We start from the raw sequence: 17286 nt of genomic DNA on the forward strand, positions 1-17286 counted from the left end.
GTCGAATGACCAAGGCCACCTGAACGGTGGCCTTGGTCTTTTCGGTCCGCTGCTTTCAGGGACGAGCCTTGAGCTGCTCGGCGGCGGCCTTGGCCAGGTCCGGCGGCAGGAAGTCGCGGTCCGGGTTGTAGTCGGCCTTGAGGTAGCGGGCCAGGTCTTGCAGGTCCCCGGGGTTCAGGGTGCCGGCGGCCTGCTTCAGGCGCAGGTTGTCGAGGATGTAGTCGTAGCGGCTGTTGTTGTAGTTGCGCACCGAGCTGTACAGCTGGCGCTGGGCGTCGAGCACGTCGACGATGTTGCGCGTACCCACCTGGTAGCCGATTTCCGTGGCGTCCACGGCGCTCTGGTTGGAGATGATCGACTGGCGCCGGGCCTGGACCTGCTCGACGTCGGTGTTCACCGCCCGGTGCAGGTTGCGGGTGTTCTCCACCACCTGGCGGCGCAGGGATTCGCGTTGCTGCTCGGACTGGCTCAGGCGCGAATAGGACTCGCGGACCTGGGAGCTGGTCAGGCCGCCGCTGTAGATCGGGATGTTCAGTTGCAGGCCGATGGAGCGCTGCTCGACGTCACTGCCATAGCGCGTCAGGGGATTGGGGTTGCTGAAGCCCAGGGCGTCGTTGTCACCCTTCTTGTACTGCACCACCGCGTCCAGGGTCGGGGCGTGGCCGGCCTTGCGCTGCTTGAGGGTTTCCTCGGCGGCGCTGACCGCGTAGTTGCTGGCCAGCAGGTTGAGGTTCTGCTTGGCGGCGGTGTCGACCCAGGCCTTGGCGTCGTTCGGGGTCGGCGTCAGTACCGGCAGGGTATGGACGATGCCCTGGATCGCATGGTATTCGCGGTTGGTCAGGGTAATCAGGGCCTCGAAGGCATCTTCCACCTGGCGCTGGGCGACGATCCGGTTGGCCCGGGCGGTGTCGTAGCTGGCCTGGGATTGCAGCACGTCGGTCTTGTCCGACAGGCCCACGTCGAAGCGCTCGTTGGACTGGTCGAGCTGGCGCTTGAACGCGGCTTCCTCGGCCTTGGTCGAGGCCAGGTTGTCCTGGGCGCGCAGTACCGCGAAGTAGGTCTCGGCGCTTTGCAGGATCAGGTTCTGCTCGGTGGCCGAGAGTTGCAGGGCGGCCTGCTCGTTGACGTCCTTGGCGGCCTGCAGCTGGAACCAGCGGTCGGCGCGGAACAGCGGTTGGGCCAGGGTCGCCCGATAGACATTGCCACTGCGGGTAGAGGTCATCGACGGTTCGTCGAATTTGGTGCGGGTGTTGTTCATGTCCGCGCCGGCCGACAGGTTCGGCAGCAGCCCGGCCCGGGCCTGGGGCACGATTTCTTTCTGGGCGCCGTATTGGGCGCGGGCGGCGGCCAGGTCGGCGTTGTTGTCCACCGCTTCCTGGTAGACGCTGACCAGGTCGGTCTTGGTGACGGACAAAGGCGCTTCGGCTGCCCATGCCATTCCATTGGACGCACAAGACACGGCAACAGCCAGTGAGAGTTTGCGCAGCATTCGGCGATCCCTAGTATTGATATTACGCAGATAATCCAGGCGCCAAGGCTACGGCGCACCCCCCGGAGCGTCAAGGCTCGACGCTGCGCAACGAGTGTAGAGGCGCGGCCCTGGTACAACAATCCGTCGATTGCGCCATTCATCACGCTTATCGCTCGGGTGTTGGCGTTCTGTCCCGGCTTTGTCTAGACTGCCCCGGTTCTTGTCGGGGTGCCTTGCCATGAGGCTGAGATCGGATAATCCGGATCCCGTTGAACCTGATCAGGTTAAGGCCTGCGTAGGGAACAAGATTTCTCGTCACCCGGCGAGTCCTCTTGTGCTTCGTCCGGGATGTTGTTCGACAATCGAACATTCCTCTTGAGCACCAAGCACTGCACTCACTAGTCGCCTAGGCAGGGTGCGTCCGTCCGCTACAGGTTCGCTCCGACAAACTTCCACTGCCTGGATGCTGTCTGGAGAGCCCGTGATGACGACAAAACTAAAAAACGCTAGCAACCTCAGTGAGTCGGCCCAAGTCGACCAGCAATCGGTGCAGCCCTTTGCCCGCTCGCAAAAAATCTATGTCCAGGGCTCGCGCCCGGATATTCGCGTGCCCATGCGTGAGATCACCCTGGATGTGACTCCCACCGACTTCGGTGGCGAGATCAACGCGCCGGTGACCGTCTACGACACTTCTGGCCCTTACACCGACCCCAACGTGGTGATCGATGTGCGCAAGGGCCTGGGCGACGTGCGTTCGGCCTGGATCGACGACCGCGCCGACACCGAGCGCCTGGCCGGCCTGTCTTCCGACTTCGGCCAGCAGCGCCTGGCCGATGCCGAGCTGACCAAGCTGCGTTTCGCCCATGTGCGCAACCCGCGCCGGGCCAAGGCCGGGGCCAACGTCAGCCAGATGCACTACGCGCGCAAGGGCATCATCACCGCCGAGATGGAATACGTCGCCATCCGCGAAAACATGAAGCTGCAGGAAGCCCGCGCCGCCGGCCTGCTCAAGCAGCAGCACGCTGGCCACAGCTTCGGCGCCAGCATCCCCAAGGAAATCACCCCTGAGTTCGTGCGCGAGGAAATCGCCCGCGGCCGCGCGATCATCCCGGCCAACATCAACCACGTGGAGCTGGAGCCGATGATCATCGGCCGCAACTTCCTGGTGAAGATCAACGGCAACATCGGCAACAGTGCCCTGGGTTCGTCCATCGAAGAAGAAGTGGCCAAGCTGACCTGGGGCATCCGCTGGGGCTCGGACACGGTCATGGACCTGTCCACCGGCAAGCACATCCATGAAACCCGCGAGTGGATCATCCGCAACTCGCCGGTACCGATCGGCACCGTACCGATCTACCAGGCCCTGGAGAAGGTCAACGGCGTGGCCGAGGACCTGACCTGGGAGCTGTTCCGCGACACCCTGATCGAGCAGGCCGAGCAGGGCGTGGACTACTTCACCATCCACGCCGGCGTGCTGCTGCGCTATGTGCCGCTGACCGCCAAGCGGGTCACCGGCATCGTCAGCCGTGGCGGCTCGATCATGGCCAAGTGGTGCCTGGCCCACCACAAGGAGAACTTCCTCTATACCCACTTCGAGGAAATCTGCGAAATCATGAAGGCCTACGACGTCAGCTTCTCGCTGGGCGACGGCTTGCGTCCCGGCTCGGTGGCCGACGCCAACGACGAAGCCCAGTTCGGCGAGCTGGAAACCCTCGGCGAACTGACCAAGATCGCCTGGAAGCACGACGTGCAGTGCATGATCGAAGGCCCTGGCCACGTGCCGATGCAACTGATCAAGGAGAACATGGACAAGCAGCTGGAATGCTGCGACGAGGCGCCGTTCTACACCCTTGGCCCACTGACCACCGACATCGCCCCGGGCTATGACCACATCACCTCGGGCATCGGCGCGGCGATGATCGGCTGGTTCGGCTGCGCCATGCTCTGCTACGTCACGCCCAAGGAACACCTGGGCCTGCCGAACAAGGATGACGTCAAGACCGGGATCATCACCTACAAGATCGCCGCGCATGCCGCCGACCTTGCCAAGGGCCACCCGGGCGCGCAGATCCGCGACAACGCCTTGAGCAAGGCGCGCTTCGAGTTCCGCTGGGAAGACCAGTTCAACCTCGGCCTGGACCCGGACACCGCGCGTGCGTTCCACGACGAGACCCTGCCCAAGGATTCGGCCAAGGTGGCGCATTTCTGCTCCATGTGCGGGCCGAAGTTCTGCTCGATGAAGATCACCCAGGAAGTCCGTGAGTACGCCGCCAACCAGCGCATCGAGGCGGTGGATGTCGACGTGGCCAAGGGCATGGCCGAGCAGGCCGAGCGCTTCAAGCAGGAAGGCAGCCAGCTGTACAAGAAAGTCTGAGAGGCAGCGGCACGCGGCTAGCGGCAAGTAGCAGGCGAGGGCCCACGGCTCTTGCTTGCAGCTTGGCGCTAGCTGCTGCTCCTTGCCTCTGTCCCTTTTTCTTTCGAGACCACCGCCTTGAGCAGTCCAACCAGTACCTACTCTCCCGACCTTGCGGTCCCTGCCGACAAACGCGTATTCGGCGCCCGCGATCTGTTTTCCCTGTGGTTCTCACTCGGCATCGGCCTGATGGTGTTGCAAACCGGCGCGCTGCTGGCGCCGGGGCTGGGGCTGGCCCATGGGGTGCTGGCGATCCTGTTGGGCAGCGCGGTGGGGGTGCTGTTGCTGGCGGCCGTGGGGGTGATCGGCAGCGATACGGGGCTGTCCGCCATGGCCGCCCTCAGGCTCAGCCTGGGACGCCACGGTGCCCGGCTGCCGGCGTTGCTCAACCTGTTGCAGCTGGTGGGCTGGGGATCGTTCGAGATCATCGTCATGCGCGATGCCGCCAGCCTCCTGGGAGCCCGGACCTTCGGTGAAGGCAGCGCCTGGACCAGTCCCGTGCTCTGGACCCTGTTCTTCGGAGCGCTGGCCACCTTGCTGGCGGTCAGCGGACCCTTGACCTTCGTCCGGCGGATTTTGCGCAAGTGGGGGATCTGGCTGCTGCTGACGGCCTGCCTGTGGCTGACCTGGAACCTGTTCGCCCGGGCCGACCTGGTGGCGCTGTGGAAGCGGGCCGGGGACGGCTCGATGCCGTTCGCCGTGGGCTTCGATATCGCCATCGCCATGCCGCTGTCCTGGTTACCGTTGATCGCCGACTACTCGCGCTTCGGCAAGAGCGCGCGGAATGTGTTCGGCGGCACCGCCCTGGGGTTCTTCATCGGCAATGCCTGGCTGATGACCCTGGGAGTGGCCTATGCCCTGGCCTTCGCGCCCGACGGCGAGGCCAATGCCCTGTTGCTGGCGCTGGCCGGGGCCGGGTTGGGGCTCCCGCTGCTGCTGATCCTGCTGGACGAGTCGGAAAACGCTTTCGCCGACATCCATTCGGCGGCGGTGTCTAGCGGTATCCTGCTGCGGCTGCAGGTCGAGCACCTGGCCCTGGGCATTGGCGTGCTCTGCACCTTGATCGCCTGCCTGGCGCCGTTGGCCCAGTACCAGAACTTCCTGCTGCTGATCGGCTCGGTGTTCGCGCCGCTGTTCGGCGTGGTGCTGGTGGATCACTTCATCCTGCGCCGGCGCGGTGCCCGGGCCTCACTGGCGGCCTGGCACGGTCCGGCACTGCTGGCCTGGCTCGGTGGGGTGAGCACCTACCACCTGCTGGCCAATTTCTATCCGGATGTTGGGGCAACCCTGCCGTCGCTGTTGCTGGCAGGGCTGTTGCACGGAGTGCTGGGCTTCAGTCGGCGTCGGGAAGCAGCTCGGGCTTGAGTATGCCGCGCAGGCGCGAGTAGGGGATCTGCAGCTCGACGTGGCCCAAGGGGGCCGGGGCGATGCTGTTGACGTCGTACTTGAGGGTCACCACGTTGCGGGTCAGGGCCACGTTCGGGGTCTTCTGGAATGGCCAGGTCCTGATGAACTCGGCCTCGCGATCCAGGTGGGTGCTGATCAGCCAGTTGTTGTGGGCGACCCGGGCGGCCTTCCAGAACATCTCTTCCTGGCCGGGCAGCAGCATGTCGGCCAGGCCCAGGGCCTTGTGCTGCTGGCGCGAATAGTTGACGAAGCCACGGCCCGGCGTGCCATTGGCGGTACCGGTGTCCAGGTAGCTGGCCAGTTCGACGATCACCAGGCCGTCATGCTGGTCGCGTAGCTTGGATTGCAGGTACATGCCGTGGCGGTCCGCGGCGCTGCGCAGGAACTGCTCGCGGTAGGCCACCAGGCTGGCCGGCATCGGCGCCTCGGGGCTGGTACGAGTCATCTGCAACAGGCGTTTCTCGACGATGGCATCCAGCTGCGGCTCGGCGGGGAAGTGCACGAGGTCGAGGTTGACCAGCGGGCAGTCGGCACCGCTGCAGCCGGATTTGAGCTGTTCGGATTTATCTCGGGTGACCTCCAGGGGGGCCTTGTAGCTTGGCTGGAACAGGCTCTGGCAGGCGCCCAGGGTCAGGGCGATGCAGGCCACGGAGGCGATTTTGACAAGCGACATGGGCGTCCTTCATAAACCAGGGGGAGGCGAAAGCTACCGGCTTCGACTACCTGCGGGGCAGTCGGTTCGCCACTAAGCTCAATGGAGGCAATTAGAGTAGGTTTAGCCCCTCGCCGTCTATCCCGCTGAGGGCAAAGGGGCTGCATGGGCAGGCGCGAGCGCGTTAGGATTGCGCGAAGTCGAGGAGGATCCTCGGATCGAACAGGTAGTACACGAGGATTGTTATGACTGACTTTGCCCACTCCACGCCGAGTGCCGTCGAGATCATCCGGCGCGAAAACTGTTTCCAGGGTTTCTATCGGCTCGAACGCCTGCACTTGCGCCACGAGCTGTTCGCCGGCGGCATGGGACCTGAAATCAATCGTGAAGTCTTCGTCCGTCACGATGCGGTCTGCGTACTGCCGTACGATCCGCAGCGCGACGAGGTGGTGCTGATCGAGCAGTTCCGCGTTGGCGCCATGGGCAAGGCCGCCTCGCCCTGGCTGGTGGAGCTGGTGGCTGGCCTGATCGACAAGGACGAGCAGCCCGAGCAGGTCGCCCGTCGCGAGGCGCAGGAGGAGGCGGGCCTGGACATCTCGGCGCTGTGGCCCATGACCCGGTATTTCCCATCGCCCGGCGGCAGTACCGAGTTCGTCCATCTGTACCTGGGACGCTGCGACAGCAGCGCCGCCGGCGGACTGTACGGGCTGGAGGAGGAAGCGGAGGATATCCGGGTTTCGGTGATGGCCTACGAGGATGCCCAGCAGGCCATGCGTGACGGGTGGATCTGCAATGCGTCCAGCATCATTGCCTTGCAGTGGCTGGCGCTCAATCGCGCGCAAGTGAGGGGTTTATGGTCGTAAACAAGGTGCGTGATCGCTATCGGGTGGACCTCGCGGGGCTGCAAGCTTCCTGCGAGGCCAACTACGCCCGGTTGATGCGCCTGTTGCCCGACATGCGCAACCAGCCGGAGGCGCGACGCATCGCCGTGACCCAGGGCGAGCAGATGCTTGGCGTGCTGGCCCTGGAGGTGGTGCTGGCCTGTCCCTATACCACCACCTTGCAGGTGCGCCAGGAGCACAGCCTGCCCTGGCTGCCGGTCCCGCAGCTGGAGGTGCAGGTCTACCATGACGCGCGCATGGCCGAGGTGATCAGCGCCGAGCACGCACGGCGCTTTCGCAGCATCTATCCCTATCCCAACGCCTTCATGCACCAGCCGGACGAGAAGGCCCAGCTGAACATCTTCCTCGGCGAATGGCTGAGCCATTGCCTGGCCTGCGGGCACGAGTTCGAGGCCGTGCGCTAGGCCGGCAAGCGGACAGAATGAAGATGTGAACTGGGTCCGGTTCCGCGGTTTCCACCTGGCGACTTCCCCAAGCATAATTGCCCCATTCCTCATGCCTTGGTCCTGCCCTGGGAGAACTCCTTGCCAAGCGTACCCGCTTCGCCCGCCGATGATTCCGTGTTGCTGGTGCAACTGTCGGACAGCCACCTGTTTGCCGAGACGCACGGCACGCTGCTGGGCATGAACACCGCCGACAGTCTGCAACGGGTCATCGACCTGGTGCTGGCGCAACAGCCACAGGTCGACCTGGTGCTGGCCACCGGCGACTTGTCCCAGGACGGCAGCCTGCAGTCCTACCAGCGCTTTCACCAGTTGAGTGCGCAGATCCCGGCACCCGCCCGCTGGTTGCCGGGCAACCACGACGAACCAGGCGTCATGCGCCTGGCCGCCCAAGGCAGCGAGCTGCTGCAACCTGTGGTGGACATCGGCAACTGGCGCATCATCCTGCTGGATTCGTCCGTGCCGGGCTCGGTACCGGGGTTTCTCCAGGACGAGCAGCTGCAACTGCTGGTCCGCTCCCTGGACGAGGCGCCAGGGCGTCATCACCTGATCTGCCTGCACCATCATCCGGTGTCCATCGATTGTGCGTGGATGGAGCCCATCGGCCTGCGCAATGCCGAGGCCTTGTTCGAGGTGATCGAGGGGCGGCCGCAGGTCCGGGCCTTGTTATGGGGCCATGTACACCAGGAGATCGACCGCTGGCGCGACGACCTGCGACTCTTGGCCTCACCCTCGACCTGCATCCAGTTCGAGCCTCGCAGCGATGACTTCAAGGTCGAGGAGCGGGCGCCGGGTTACCGCTGGCTGCGGCTGCTGGCCGACGGACGGCTGGAAACCGGCGTACAGCGGGTCGAGGGTTATGCCTTCACCGTGGACTACGGCAGCGACGGTTACTGAAGCCGCTTCGTAACCCGGCGCCATCCCTGTAAACTGCGGCCTTTGCCCAGGCACAGGGAGTCTGCATGTCCGCTTCCATCCTTTATATCCACGGCTTCAATAGCGCTCCGGCTTCGACCAAGGCCTCCCAGTTGCGCCGGGTCATGGAGCAGATCGGCCTGGGCGACCAGTTGCGGGTACCGGCCCTGCACCATCATCCGCGCCAGGCCATTGGCCAGCTGGAGCAGGCGATCGTCGAGCTGGGCCGTCCATTGCTGGTCGGCAGCTCGCTCGGCGGCTACTATGCGACACACCTTGCCGAGCGCCACGGTCTGAAAGCCTTGCTGATCAATCCCGCCGTCAACCCGCACCGCCTGTTCGATGGTTACCTGGGCCCGCAGCAGAACCTGTATACCGATGAAACCTGGGAGCTGACCCTCGATCACGTGGCGGCCCTGGAGGCATTGGAGGTCCCGCCGCCTCAGGATCCGCAGCGTTACCAGGTCTGGTTGCAGACCGGGGACGAGACGCTGGATTATCGCCACGCCCAGGCGTACTACCGCGCTTGCGCCTTGCGCATCCAGGCAGGCGGCGACCATAGTTTCCAAGGTTTTACCGGCCAATTGCCGGCGATGTTGAGTTTTGCCGGCATTACCGCCGATCAGTACCAGGCGTTCGACTTCACCGCACTGTGAAGCCGCGCCCCATATTCATTGAACGACTAACGACGAGAACCCATGGCCACTCCCAGCGCTAGCTCCTATAACGCAGACGCCATCGAAGTCCTCTCGGGACTCGACCCGGTGCGCAAACGCCCGGGCATGTACACCGACACCACGCGGCCCAACCACCTGGCCCAGGAAGTCATCGACAACAGTGTCGACGAAGCCCTGGCCGGCCATGCGAAGTCGATACAGGTCATCCTGCATGCCGATCATTCCCTGGAAGTGTCCGACGACGGTCGTGGCATGCCGGTGGACATCCACCCGGAAGAGGGCGTATCCGGCATCGAGCTGATCCTCACCAAGCTCCACGCCGGCGGCAAGTTCTCCAACAAGAACTACCAGTTCTCCGGCGGCTTGCACGGGGTGGGCATTTCCGTGGTCAACGCCCTGTCCAGCCAGGTACGGGTGCGGGTCAAGCGCGATGGCAGCGAGTACCAGATGACCTTCGCCGACGGCTACAAGGCTTCCGAGTTGGAAGTGGTCGGCAGCGTTGGCAAGCGCAATACCGGTACTTCCGTGTTCTTCGCCCCGGACCCGAAATACTTCGATTCGCCGAAATTCTCCGTCAGCCGCCTCAAGCACGTGCTCAAGGCCAAGGCCGTGCTGTGCCCGGGCTTGCTGGTCAGCTTTGAGGACAAGGGCACCGGCGAGAAGGTCGAGTGGCACTACGAAGATGGCCTGCGTTCCTACCTGGTGGATGCCGTCAGCGAGTTCGAGCGCCTGCCGTCCGAGCCGTTCTGCGGCAGCCTGGCGGGTAACAAGGAGGCAGTGGACTGGGCCCTGCTGTGGCTGCCCGAGGGCGGCGACAGTGTCCAGGAAAGCTACGTCAACCTGATTCCCACCGCCCAGGGCGGTACCCACGTCAACGGCTTGCGCCAGGGCCTGCTGGACGCCATGCGCGAGTTTTGCGAGTTCCGCAACCTGTTGCCGCGCGGCTTGAAGCTGGCGCCGGAAGACGTCTGGGAGCGGATCGCCTTCGTCCTGTCGATGAAAATGCAGGACGCGCAGTTCTCCGGCCAGACCAAGGAACGCCTGTCGTCCCGCGAGGCTGCGGCGTTCGTCTCTGGAGTGGTCAAGGACGCCTTCAGCCTGTGGCTCAACGCCAACCCCGAACTGGGCATGCAGCTGGCGGAGCTGGCCATCAGCAACGCCGGCCGGCGCCTGAAGGCCAGCAAGAAGGTCGAGCGCAAGCGCATTACCCAGGGCCCGGCATTGCCGGGCAAGCTGGCCGATTGTGCCGGCCAGGACCCGATGCGTTCCGAGCTGTTCCTGGTGGAAGGTGATTCCGCCGGTGGTTCGGCCAAGCAGGCAAGGGACAAGGAATACCAGGCGATCCTGCCGCTGCGCGGCAAGATCCTCAACACCTGGGAAGTGGACGGCAGCGAGGTGCTGGCCAGCCAGGAGGTGCACAACATCGCCGTGGCCATCGGCGTCGATCCGGGCGCCGAGGACATGAGCCAGTTGCGCTACGGCAAGATCTGCATCCTCGCCGACGCCGACTCCGACGGCCTGCACATCGCCACCTTGCTCTGCGCCCTGTTCGTCCAGCATTTCCGCCCGCTGGTGGATGCCGGCCACGTCTACGTAGCCATGCCGCCGCTGTACCGGATCGACCTGGGCAAGGAGATCTTCTACGCCCTGGACGACGCCGAGCGTGACGGCATCCTCGATCGCCTGGTGGCCGAGAAGAAGCGCGGCAAGCCGCAGGTCACGCGATTCAAGGGCCTGGGCGAAATGAACCCGCCGCAACTGCGCGAGACCACCATGGACCCCAATACCCGGCGCCTGGTGCAGTTGACCCTGGACGACGTCGAGGCCACCGCGGAAATCATGGACATGCTGCTGGCCAAGAAACGCGCCGGCGACCGCAAGTCCTGGCTGGAGTCCAAGGGCAACCTGGCCGAGGTGCTGGCCTGATGCACAAAGGCCTGGTCCTGGCCCTGGCGCTATCGGCAACCTCGGCGGTGGCCGCGCCGGCCCCCGAGCTGAGCCTGCTGTCCGAGCATCCGGTAGAAGGCATGCGCGGCGGCAACCTCTCGGGGCTGGCGCTGTGCGGCCAGGAGCTGTGGACCGTCTCGGACCGCGACGACGACCAGATCTACCGGCTCGATACCCGCGACAGCGTCTGGCAGGCCGAGACGGTCAAGCTGGAGGTGCCGCCGGTACCCGATACCGGCTTGCCCTGGGGGTTGAAGTCACGGACCTGGGCGGCGTCCTTCGTGCGTGGCGGAGACCTGGACTTCGAAGGCATTTCCTGCGATGCCGCCGGCAACAAGTATGTGGTCAGCGAGGCCCATGCCTCGGTGTTGCAGGTCCCGGCCCAGGGCGCGCCCGAGTGGTTGAAGATTTCCCCGCTGATGGTCCGCGAAGCCCGGGCCAGCGGCATGCTGCTGCACTTCAACGCCTTGTTCGAGGGGCTGGCGGTGAACCCTGCTGGGGATCGCATCTGGCTGGCGGCGGAGCGTGAGCGGCGCGGCCTGTTGCTGATCAAGCGCGGGCAGAGCACCTGGGATTGCGATGGCGGTTGCGTGCTGCTCAGCGAAGCCGGCCTGCAGATGCAGCCCGAGCAGGCGCCCCATGCCAAGGCCGTGACCCGTGACTTCGCCGATCTTTCGCTGTTCGACGGCAAGCTGTTCACCCTGGAACGCAACGCCTACCAGATCTGCCGCCGCGATGCGCAGAGCGCCAAGGTCGAGCAGTGCTGGTCCTTCGCTGCCGAAGCCCTGGTGGAGTCACGGCGTTATCCACAGCCCTACGGCCTGGCCGAAGCCCTGGTGGTGGATGCCGAAGGCGCCTGGATCGGCCTGGATAACAACAATGGCGCCCGCGCCGATGGTGAAAGCCGACCGATCGTCTGGCGCTTTGCCGCGCCGCAAGGCGGCTGGAGTGCCAAACCTTGAGCCAGCAACCGGGGCGCAGTGCCGGCCGAGTGTTGCTGATCCTGGCCTGGGCGGCGGGGCTGTTCCTGGCCACGCGGTTCTTCGCCGATTGGGAAGCGCGCCAGGAGAACCCCAACACTGTCGTCAGTTCGCAACAACATGAGGGTTACATCGAAGTGAAGCTGGTCGGCAACGGCCAGGGGCATTTCGTCGCCAGCGGCCATATCGACGGCCAGCCGGTGCAATTCATGCTCGATACCGGCGCCACCGAAGTCTCGATCCCCTCCGGGCTGGCCGAGCGCCTGGGCCTGGAGCGAGGACTGCCGGTGACCCTGAGTACCGCCAACGGTCGCAGCGAGGGCTACCGGACCCGTATCGAGCGTCTGCAACTGGGCGATATCACCCTGCGCGATGTCCGGGCCCTGGTGGCTCCGGGGCTCGACGGGGACCAGGTCCTGCTGGGCATGAGCGCTTTGAAGAAACTTGAATTTACTCAGCGCGGCGGCACCATGCTGCTGCGCCAGACCACGAACCAATGAGGCCCGCATGAGCGACTCCCTTGATCTCAGCCTGGATGGCGTAGAACGCCGGTCACTGGCTGACTTCACCGAAAATGCCTACCTCAACTACTCCATGTACGTGATCATGGACCGTGCGCTGCCGCATATCGGCGACGGCCTGAAACCGGTACAGCGGCGTATTGTCTACGCCATGAGTGAGCTGGGGCTGGATGCCGATTCCAAGCACAAGAAGTCCGCCCGTACCGTGGGTGACGTGCTCGGCAAGTTCCACCCGCACGGCGACTCCGCCTGCTACGAAGCCATGGTGCTCATGGCCCAGCCGTTCAGCTACCGCTACACGCTGGTGGACGGCCAGGGTAACTGGGGTGCACCGGACGATCCCAAGTCCTTCGCGGCCATGCGTTATACCGAGGCGCGACTGTCGCGCTACTCCGAGGTGCTGCTCAGCGAGCTGGGCCAGGGCACCGCGGACTGGGGGCCGAACTTCGACGGCACGCTCCAGGAGCCGCTGGTGCTGCCGGCGCGCTTGCCGAACATCCTGCTCAACGGCACCACCGGCATCGCCGTGGGCATGGCCACCGACGTACCGCCGCATAACCTGCGGGAAGTGGCTTCGGCCTGCGTACGCCTGCTGGACGAGCCCAAGGCCACGGTGGAACAGCTGTGCGAGCACATCCAGGGGCCGGACTATCCCACCGAGGCGGAGATCATCACCCCGCGTGCCGACCTGCTGAAGATCTACGAGACGGGTCGTGGCTCGGTGCGCATGCGCGCCGTGTACCGGGTCGAAGACGGCGACATCGTGGTTTCCGCGTTGCCGCACCAGGTTTCCGGGGCCAAGGTACTGGAGCAGATCGCTGCCCAGATGCAGGCCAAGAAGCTGCCGATGGTAGCCGACCTGCGGGACGAGTCGGATCACGAGAACCCTTGCCGTATCGTGATCATCCCGCGTTCCAACCGGGTCGATCCGGGCGAACTGATGCAGCACTTGTTCGCCACCACCGACCTGGAGTCAACCTACCGGGTCAACGTCAACATCATCGGCCTGGACGGCAAGCCGCAGTTGAAGAACCTGCGTGCGCTGCTGGTGGAATGGCTGGAGTTCCGGGTCGCCACCGTGCGCCGCCGCTTGCAGTTCCGCCTGGACAAGGTCGAGCGCCGCCTGCACCTGTTGGACGGCTTGCTGATTGCCTACCTCAACCTGGATGAAGTAATCCACATCATCCGGACCGAGGACCAGCCGCGGGCCAGGCTGATCGAGCGTTTCGCCCTCAGCGAGATCCAGGCCGACTACATCCTCGACACTCGCCTGCGGCAACTGGCGCGCCTGGAAGAGATGAAGCTGCGGGCTGAGCAGGACGAATTGCTCAAGGAACAGGCCAAGCTGCTGGCGCTGCTCAACAGCGAAGCCAAGCTCAAGAAGCTGGTGCGCACCGAGTTGCTGCAGGACGCCGAGACCTATGGCGACGACCGTCGTTCGCCGATCGTCGAACGTGCCGAAGCCAAGGCCCTGTCGGAAAACGAGCTGATGCCGACCGAACCGGTGACTATCGTTCTGTCGGAAAAAGGTTGGGTCCGCTGCGCCAAGGGGCATGATATCGACGCCACTGGCTTGTCCTACAAGGCTGGTGACGGCTATAAGACCGCTGCCGCCGGGCGTTCCAATCAGTTCGCGGTGTTCATCGACTCCACCGGTCGCAGTTATTCGGTGGCGGCCCACACGTTGCCATCGGCCCGTGGCCAGGGCGAACCGCTCACCGGCCGCCTGACGCCGCCGCCGGGCGCGACCTTCGATTGCGTGCTGCTGCCGGACGACGAGGCGCTGTATGTGATCGCCTCCGATGCCGGCTACGGCTTCGTGGTCAAGGGCGAGGACCTGCAGGCCAAGAACAAGGCGGGCAAGGCGCTGTTGAGCCTGCCGAACAACGCCAAGGTCCTGGCGCCAAGGCCGGTGGCCGATCGCGAGCAGAACTGGCTGGCTTCGGTGACCACCGAAGGTCGCCTGCTGGTGTTCAAGATCAGCGACCTGCCGCAGCTGGGCAAGGGCAAGGGCAACAAGATCATTGGGATTCCCGGTGAGCGAGTCGCCAGTCGCGAGGAGTATGTGACCGATATCGCGGTGCTGCCGGAAGGTGCGACCCTGGTGCTGCAGGCGGGCAAGCGCACCCTGTCGCTCAAGGCCGACGACCTGGAGCACTACAAGGGCGAGCGTGGGCGTCGCGGCAACAAGCTGCCGCGGGGCTTCCAGCGAGTGGATGCGTTGTTGGTAGAGCCTCTCAATTGAGAGGCACGATCAGCCATTTAACTGGTCGATCGTTCTTGGAACACTGGAGTCATGGCGCATATTCACGGATGATATGCGCTTTCAAACGCCGGCCTGGTCCGGCGTTATTCTGTTTTCTTGAGTATTTTCACTGTGGCTGGCCTGGTGGTCGCCACCTGGATGGGATGATGACTGTTCTGCGCCTTCCTTTTATTTTCCTGCTCGCGGGCGTTCTTGGCCTGGCGGGTTGCAGCGTTCACCAGCCGGTGTCGCTGTATCAGCTGGACAGCGGAAGTCCAGCCCAGCCGGCCAGCACCGGCATGTCGGTATTGCTGGGGCCGGTGCTGATTGCCGATTACCTGCAACGTGAAACCCTGCTGCAGCGCCAGGATGATGGCAGCCTGCAGGCTGCGACCGACGGCCGTTGGGCTGGCAGCCTCTCTTCGGATATCGACCAGTTGCTGCTGCGCCAGGTAGCCGGTCACCTGGATAGCCAGCGGGTGGTGTTGGCCCCGGCCACCAACGGCTTCACTCCGGATGTGCAGGTACTGCTGTCGATCACCCGCCTGGATTCCGGCAAGACCCAGCCGGCGGTACTGGATGCCCAGTGGCGCCTGATCGACCGTCGCGGCCAGGTACGCGACAACCGCATCGTTCACCTGCAGGAGCAACATGCGGGGACCACTGCGTCCCAGGTACAGGCGCAAGGCGTGCTGTTGCAGCGCCTGGCCGAACAATTGTCCGGTGCCCTCAAGCCCCTGGCCAACCAGCCTGCGGTGGCCGAGGTGCCGCGCAAGGCGCCACCGGCGCCGGCGCCCAAGCCGGCTGAGCCGGAAAAGCGGCCGAAGATGCCGATGGCCACGCCGATCCGCACGGATATGGAAGTGTTCCGGTTCTGATGTGATCCGCAGCAAGACAAGGCCCGCCATTGGCGGGCCTTGTGGTTTCTGGGGGAGCAGGCACAAAAAAGCCCGTGCCGGGCTAATGCTGTAGGGGCGAGGCTTGCCCGCGATGTGCGTGTATCCAGTCAGCACGTGCGACTGTTAACGACCATCGCGAGCAATCGAGCGTCGGGATCACCTTGCATAACTGATCGGCATCACGCGCAGGGCCGGCTGTGTTGACAGGCGTTACAGCTTGGCCCGGGTCTCGTGCATGCGCGCCAGCTGTCGCTCCAGCATCGACGGGTAGGGTTCCATCAGGCGTTCGACGCAGCAGGCACCTTCCGGGCTGGCGATCGGACGGATACGTGCGCGCTGGCGCAGTAGGGCGTCATCATTGACCTTGCGCTCCACCAGCAGCAGGTTGCGGCTGTGCTGGGACAGCGCCAGGGCATCCTGGGCGGTCTCGGTCAGCAGCAGGTCGATCTGGCTCAGGCCGAACAGTCCTTCGCCCAGGGTCAGGCCCAGCTGCAGTTGCAGGGTGATGCCGCTGTCCGCCACTTCGATCTGCAGGGCATGGCCCAGGGCGCGCAAGAGCTCGCCGCAGCAGATGGCGTTGGTCAGGTAGTCATCGCCGCTGTCTTCGCTGTGGAACAGCATCAGCGTGCTGCCATCGTTCAGGGTGTGCAGCTCGCTCTGGTACAGCGAGGCCGCCTGGTCGAGGCAATCACGGTAGCGTTCGAGCAATTCCGTCAGGCGCGCCCGGGGCAGGCGCCGCAGCTGTTCCTGGGCGCCCAGTTGCACCGCCAGCACGGCGCTGTGCTGGGGTTCGGCCGGGACCTCGGGCTGTGCCTGGGGCTTGGCCAACGGCGCCGAGGACGAGGAATGATCGCGCAGGTCGGCGAACGGGTCTTCTTCGTCCAGTTCGTCTTCCTCGGCGCTGACCAGGTGCCGTGGCGCTGGTTTCAAGCCGGCCACCGGGGCGCTTTCATCGAAGCTCGGATCGCGCAGGTTGCGGATTTCGAAAGCCGGGGCGTCTTCTTCGTCCTGTTCTTGCGGTTCGGGCTGAGGCTCTGGCTCGGGGATCTCCGGGGCGAGGCGGGCGTGCAGCTGGCGCGCCAGGTCACCGATTTCATCCTGGCGCTGGATCGCCGGGGTATGTTCGTCCAGGTCCCGCAGCCAGACCCGCAATTGCAGCAGCGGGGTGGAGATATGGCGACCCAGGCGCAGGCTCAGGGCGAGCGCCAGGGCCAGCAGGATGGCGCTGAGGATGCCCATGCTCTGCAGGCTGATGGTCATCGGCTGCTGGAACTGGGCCATGTCCAGGCTGATCCGCAGGTTGCCGGCGGTGACCTCCTGGAAGGTGATCTTGGTCTGGTACACGCCTTCGGTTTCGCCCAGCAGGCTGCTCTTGGGGCGTTGGCCGGCCTCGGCGAGGATGCGGTTGTCGACGCTGTAGATCGCCGCGTGGGCCACCAGCGGATTCTTGGTCAGGTTGTTGAGCAAGACGTTGAGGCTGAGGATGTCGTTGGACACCAGCAGCTCGGTGGCCGAGGTGGCGGTCTGGGTAGTCAGGCTCTGGCCCAGGGCGTCGGCCTGCTCATGCATGGCTTGCTTGAATTGCAGGCCCATCACGCCGGCATAGATCACCAGGGCCAGGGCGACCAGGATCACGTTATGGCTGGCAATACGCAATGCAATCGGTACACGGCGGTGGCGCAGTGCACGGAAGATCAGCAAGAAGAAGTTATCGTTTTTAACTGGCGTGGGCCGGTTCACTGAGCTCGGCTCTTTAGTCCGTGAAGTTGACGCGCAGTATAGCGAGAGGCCCTAGGCCGGCAAAGCGCTGGCTG

At 64.6% G+C, this 17286-nt stretch carries 14 protein-coding genes and 1 riboswitch; of the genes, 11 read left to right on the forward strand and 3 right to left on the reverse strand.

Annotation, left to right across the window (positions count from 1 at the left end; all coding sequences use genetic code 11):
* Positions 1-55: 55 nt before the first annotated feature.
* Positions 56-1489, reverse strand: coding sequence for a TolC family outer membrane protein (locus tag H7A76_RS05005; RefSeq protein WP_185697482.1), 1434 nt, complete (start codon positions 1487-1489; stop codon positions 56-58).
* Between the two features lie 196 nt (positions 1490-1685).
* Positions 1686-1790: riboswitch (TPP riboswitch) on the forward strand.
* 165 nt (positions 1791-1955) lie between these two features.
* Between H7A76_RS05005 and thiC the strand changes: the two genes are divergently transcribed.
* Together thiC and cytX are read left to right on the forward strand one after the other, a co-directional pair.
* The gene (gene thiC / locus H7A76_RS05010) at positions 1956-3845 is read left to right on the forward strand and encodes a phosphomethylpyrimidine synthase ThiC (protein WP_185697483.1); all 1890 of its coding nucleotides are present in this window, start codon (positions 1956-1958) and stop codon (positions 3843-3845) included.
* Positions 3846-3962: 117 nt separating this feature from the next.
* A complete protein-coding gene (gene cytX / locus H7A76_RS05015; protein WP_185697484.1) occupies positions 3963-5249 on the forward strand; it encodes a putative hydroxymethylpyrimidine transporter CytX in 1287 nt (428 codons plus the stop codon).
* Here cytX and H7A76_RS05020 read toward each other — a convergent pair.
* Positions 5218-5964, reverse strand: a complete 747-nt coding sequence (locus H7A76_RS05020; RefSeq protein WP_185697485.1) for a DUF3298 domain-containing protein — start codon at positions 5962-5964, stop codon at positions 5218-5220. The genes cytX and H7A76_RS05020 overlap by 32 nt on opposite strands.
* 224 nt (positions 5965-6188) lie before the next feature.
* Between H7A76_RS05020 and H7A76_RS05025 the strand changes: the two genes are divergently transcribed.
* The 9 genes from H7A76_RS05025 to H7A76_RS05065 all read left to right on the forward strand — a co-directional run bounded on the left by H7A76_RS05025 (position 6189) and on the right by H7A76_RS05065 (position 15451).
* Positions 6189-6806, forward strand: a complete 618-nt coding sequence (locus H7A76_RS05025) for an NUDIX domain-containing protein (RefSeq protein WP_185697486.1) — start codon at positions 6189-6191, stop codon at positions 6804-6806.
* Positions 6797-7249 carry a DUF1249 domain-containing protein gene (locus tag H7A76_RS05030; protein ID WP_022641344.1) on the forward strand — a complete coding sequence of 151 codons (453 nt, stop codon included), beginning with the start codon at positions 6797-6799 and terminating at the stop codon, positions 7247-7249. The genes H7A76_RS05025 and H7A76_RS05030 overlap by 10 nt, the downstream gene beginning before the upstream one ends.
* A 120-nt stretch (positions 7250-7369) precedes the next feature.
* Positions 7370-8185 (forward strand): 3',5'-cyclic-AMP phosphodiesterase, encoded by an 816-nt coding sequence (gene cpdA / locus H7A76_RS05035; RefSeq protein WP_185697487.1) that lies wholly within the window; start codon positions 7370-7372, stop codon positions 8183-8185.
* Between the two features lie 65 nt (positions 8186-8250).
* Positions 8251-8859: a YqiA/YcfP family alpha/beta fold hydrolase gene (locus tag H7A76_RS05040; protein WP_185697488.1), complete on the forward strand. Its 609-nt coding sequence runs from the start codon at positions 8251-8253 to the stop codon at positions 8857-8859.
* A gap of 42 nt (positions 8860-8901) precedes the next feature.
* On the forward strand, positions 8902-10806 hold the full coding sequence (gene parE, locus H7A76_RS05045) for a DNA topoisomerase IV subunit B (RefSeq protein ID WP_185697489.1): 1905 nt from the start codon (positions 8902-8904) through the stop codon (positions 10804-10806).
* The gene (locus H7A76_RS05050) at positions 10806-11789 is read left to right on the forward strand and encodes an esterase-like activity of phytase family protein (RefSeq protein ID WP_185697490.1); all 984 of its coding nucleotides are present in this window, start codon (positions 10806-10808) and stop codon (positions 11787-11789) included. The genes parE and H7A76_RS05050 overlap by 1 nt, the downstream gene beginning before the upstream one ends.
* A complete protein-coding gene (locus tag H7A76_RS05055; RefSeq protein WP_185697491.1) occupies positions 11786-12307 on the forward strand; it encodes a TIGR02281 family clan AA aspartic protease in 522 nt (173 codons plus the stop codon). Before H7A76_RS05050 ends, H7A76_RS05055 begins: the two co-directional genes overlap by 4 nt.
* Before the next feature lie 7 nt (positions 12308-12314).
* Complete coding sequence (gene parC, locus H7A76_RS05060) at positions 12315-14573, forward strand: DNA topoisomerase IV subunit A (protein WP_185697492.1); 2259 nt, start codon at positions 12315-12317, stop codon at positions 14571-14573.
* Positions 14574-14740: 167 nt separating this feature from the next.
* Positions 14741-15451: a membrane integrity-associated transporter subunit PqiC gene (locus H7A76_RS05065; protein WP_185697493.1), complete on the forward strand. Its 711-nt coding sequence runs from the start codon at positions 14741-14743 to the stop codon at positions 15449-15451.
* Between the two features lie 231 nt (positions 15452-15682).
* Here H7A76_RS05065 and H7A76_RS05070 read toward each other — a convergent pair whose 3' ends face one another.
* Positions 15683-17212 carry an AhpA/YtjB family protein gene (locus tag H7A76_RS05070; protein WP_185697494.1) on the reverse strand — a complete coding sequence of 510 codons (1530 nt, stop codon included), beginning with the start codon at positions 17210-17212 and terminating at the stop codon, positions 15683-15685.
* Positions 17213-17286: the final 74 nt, after the last annotated feature.

The sequence above is a fragment of the Pseudomonas sp. MSSRFD41 genome (genome assembly GCF_014230245.1).
Classification (GTDB): domain Bacteria; phylum Pseudomonadota; class Gammaproteobacteria; order Pseudomonadales; family Pseudomonadaceae; genus Aquipseudomonas; species Aquipseudomonas piscis.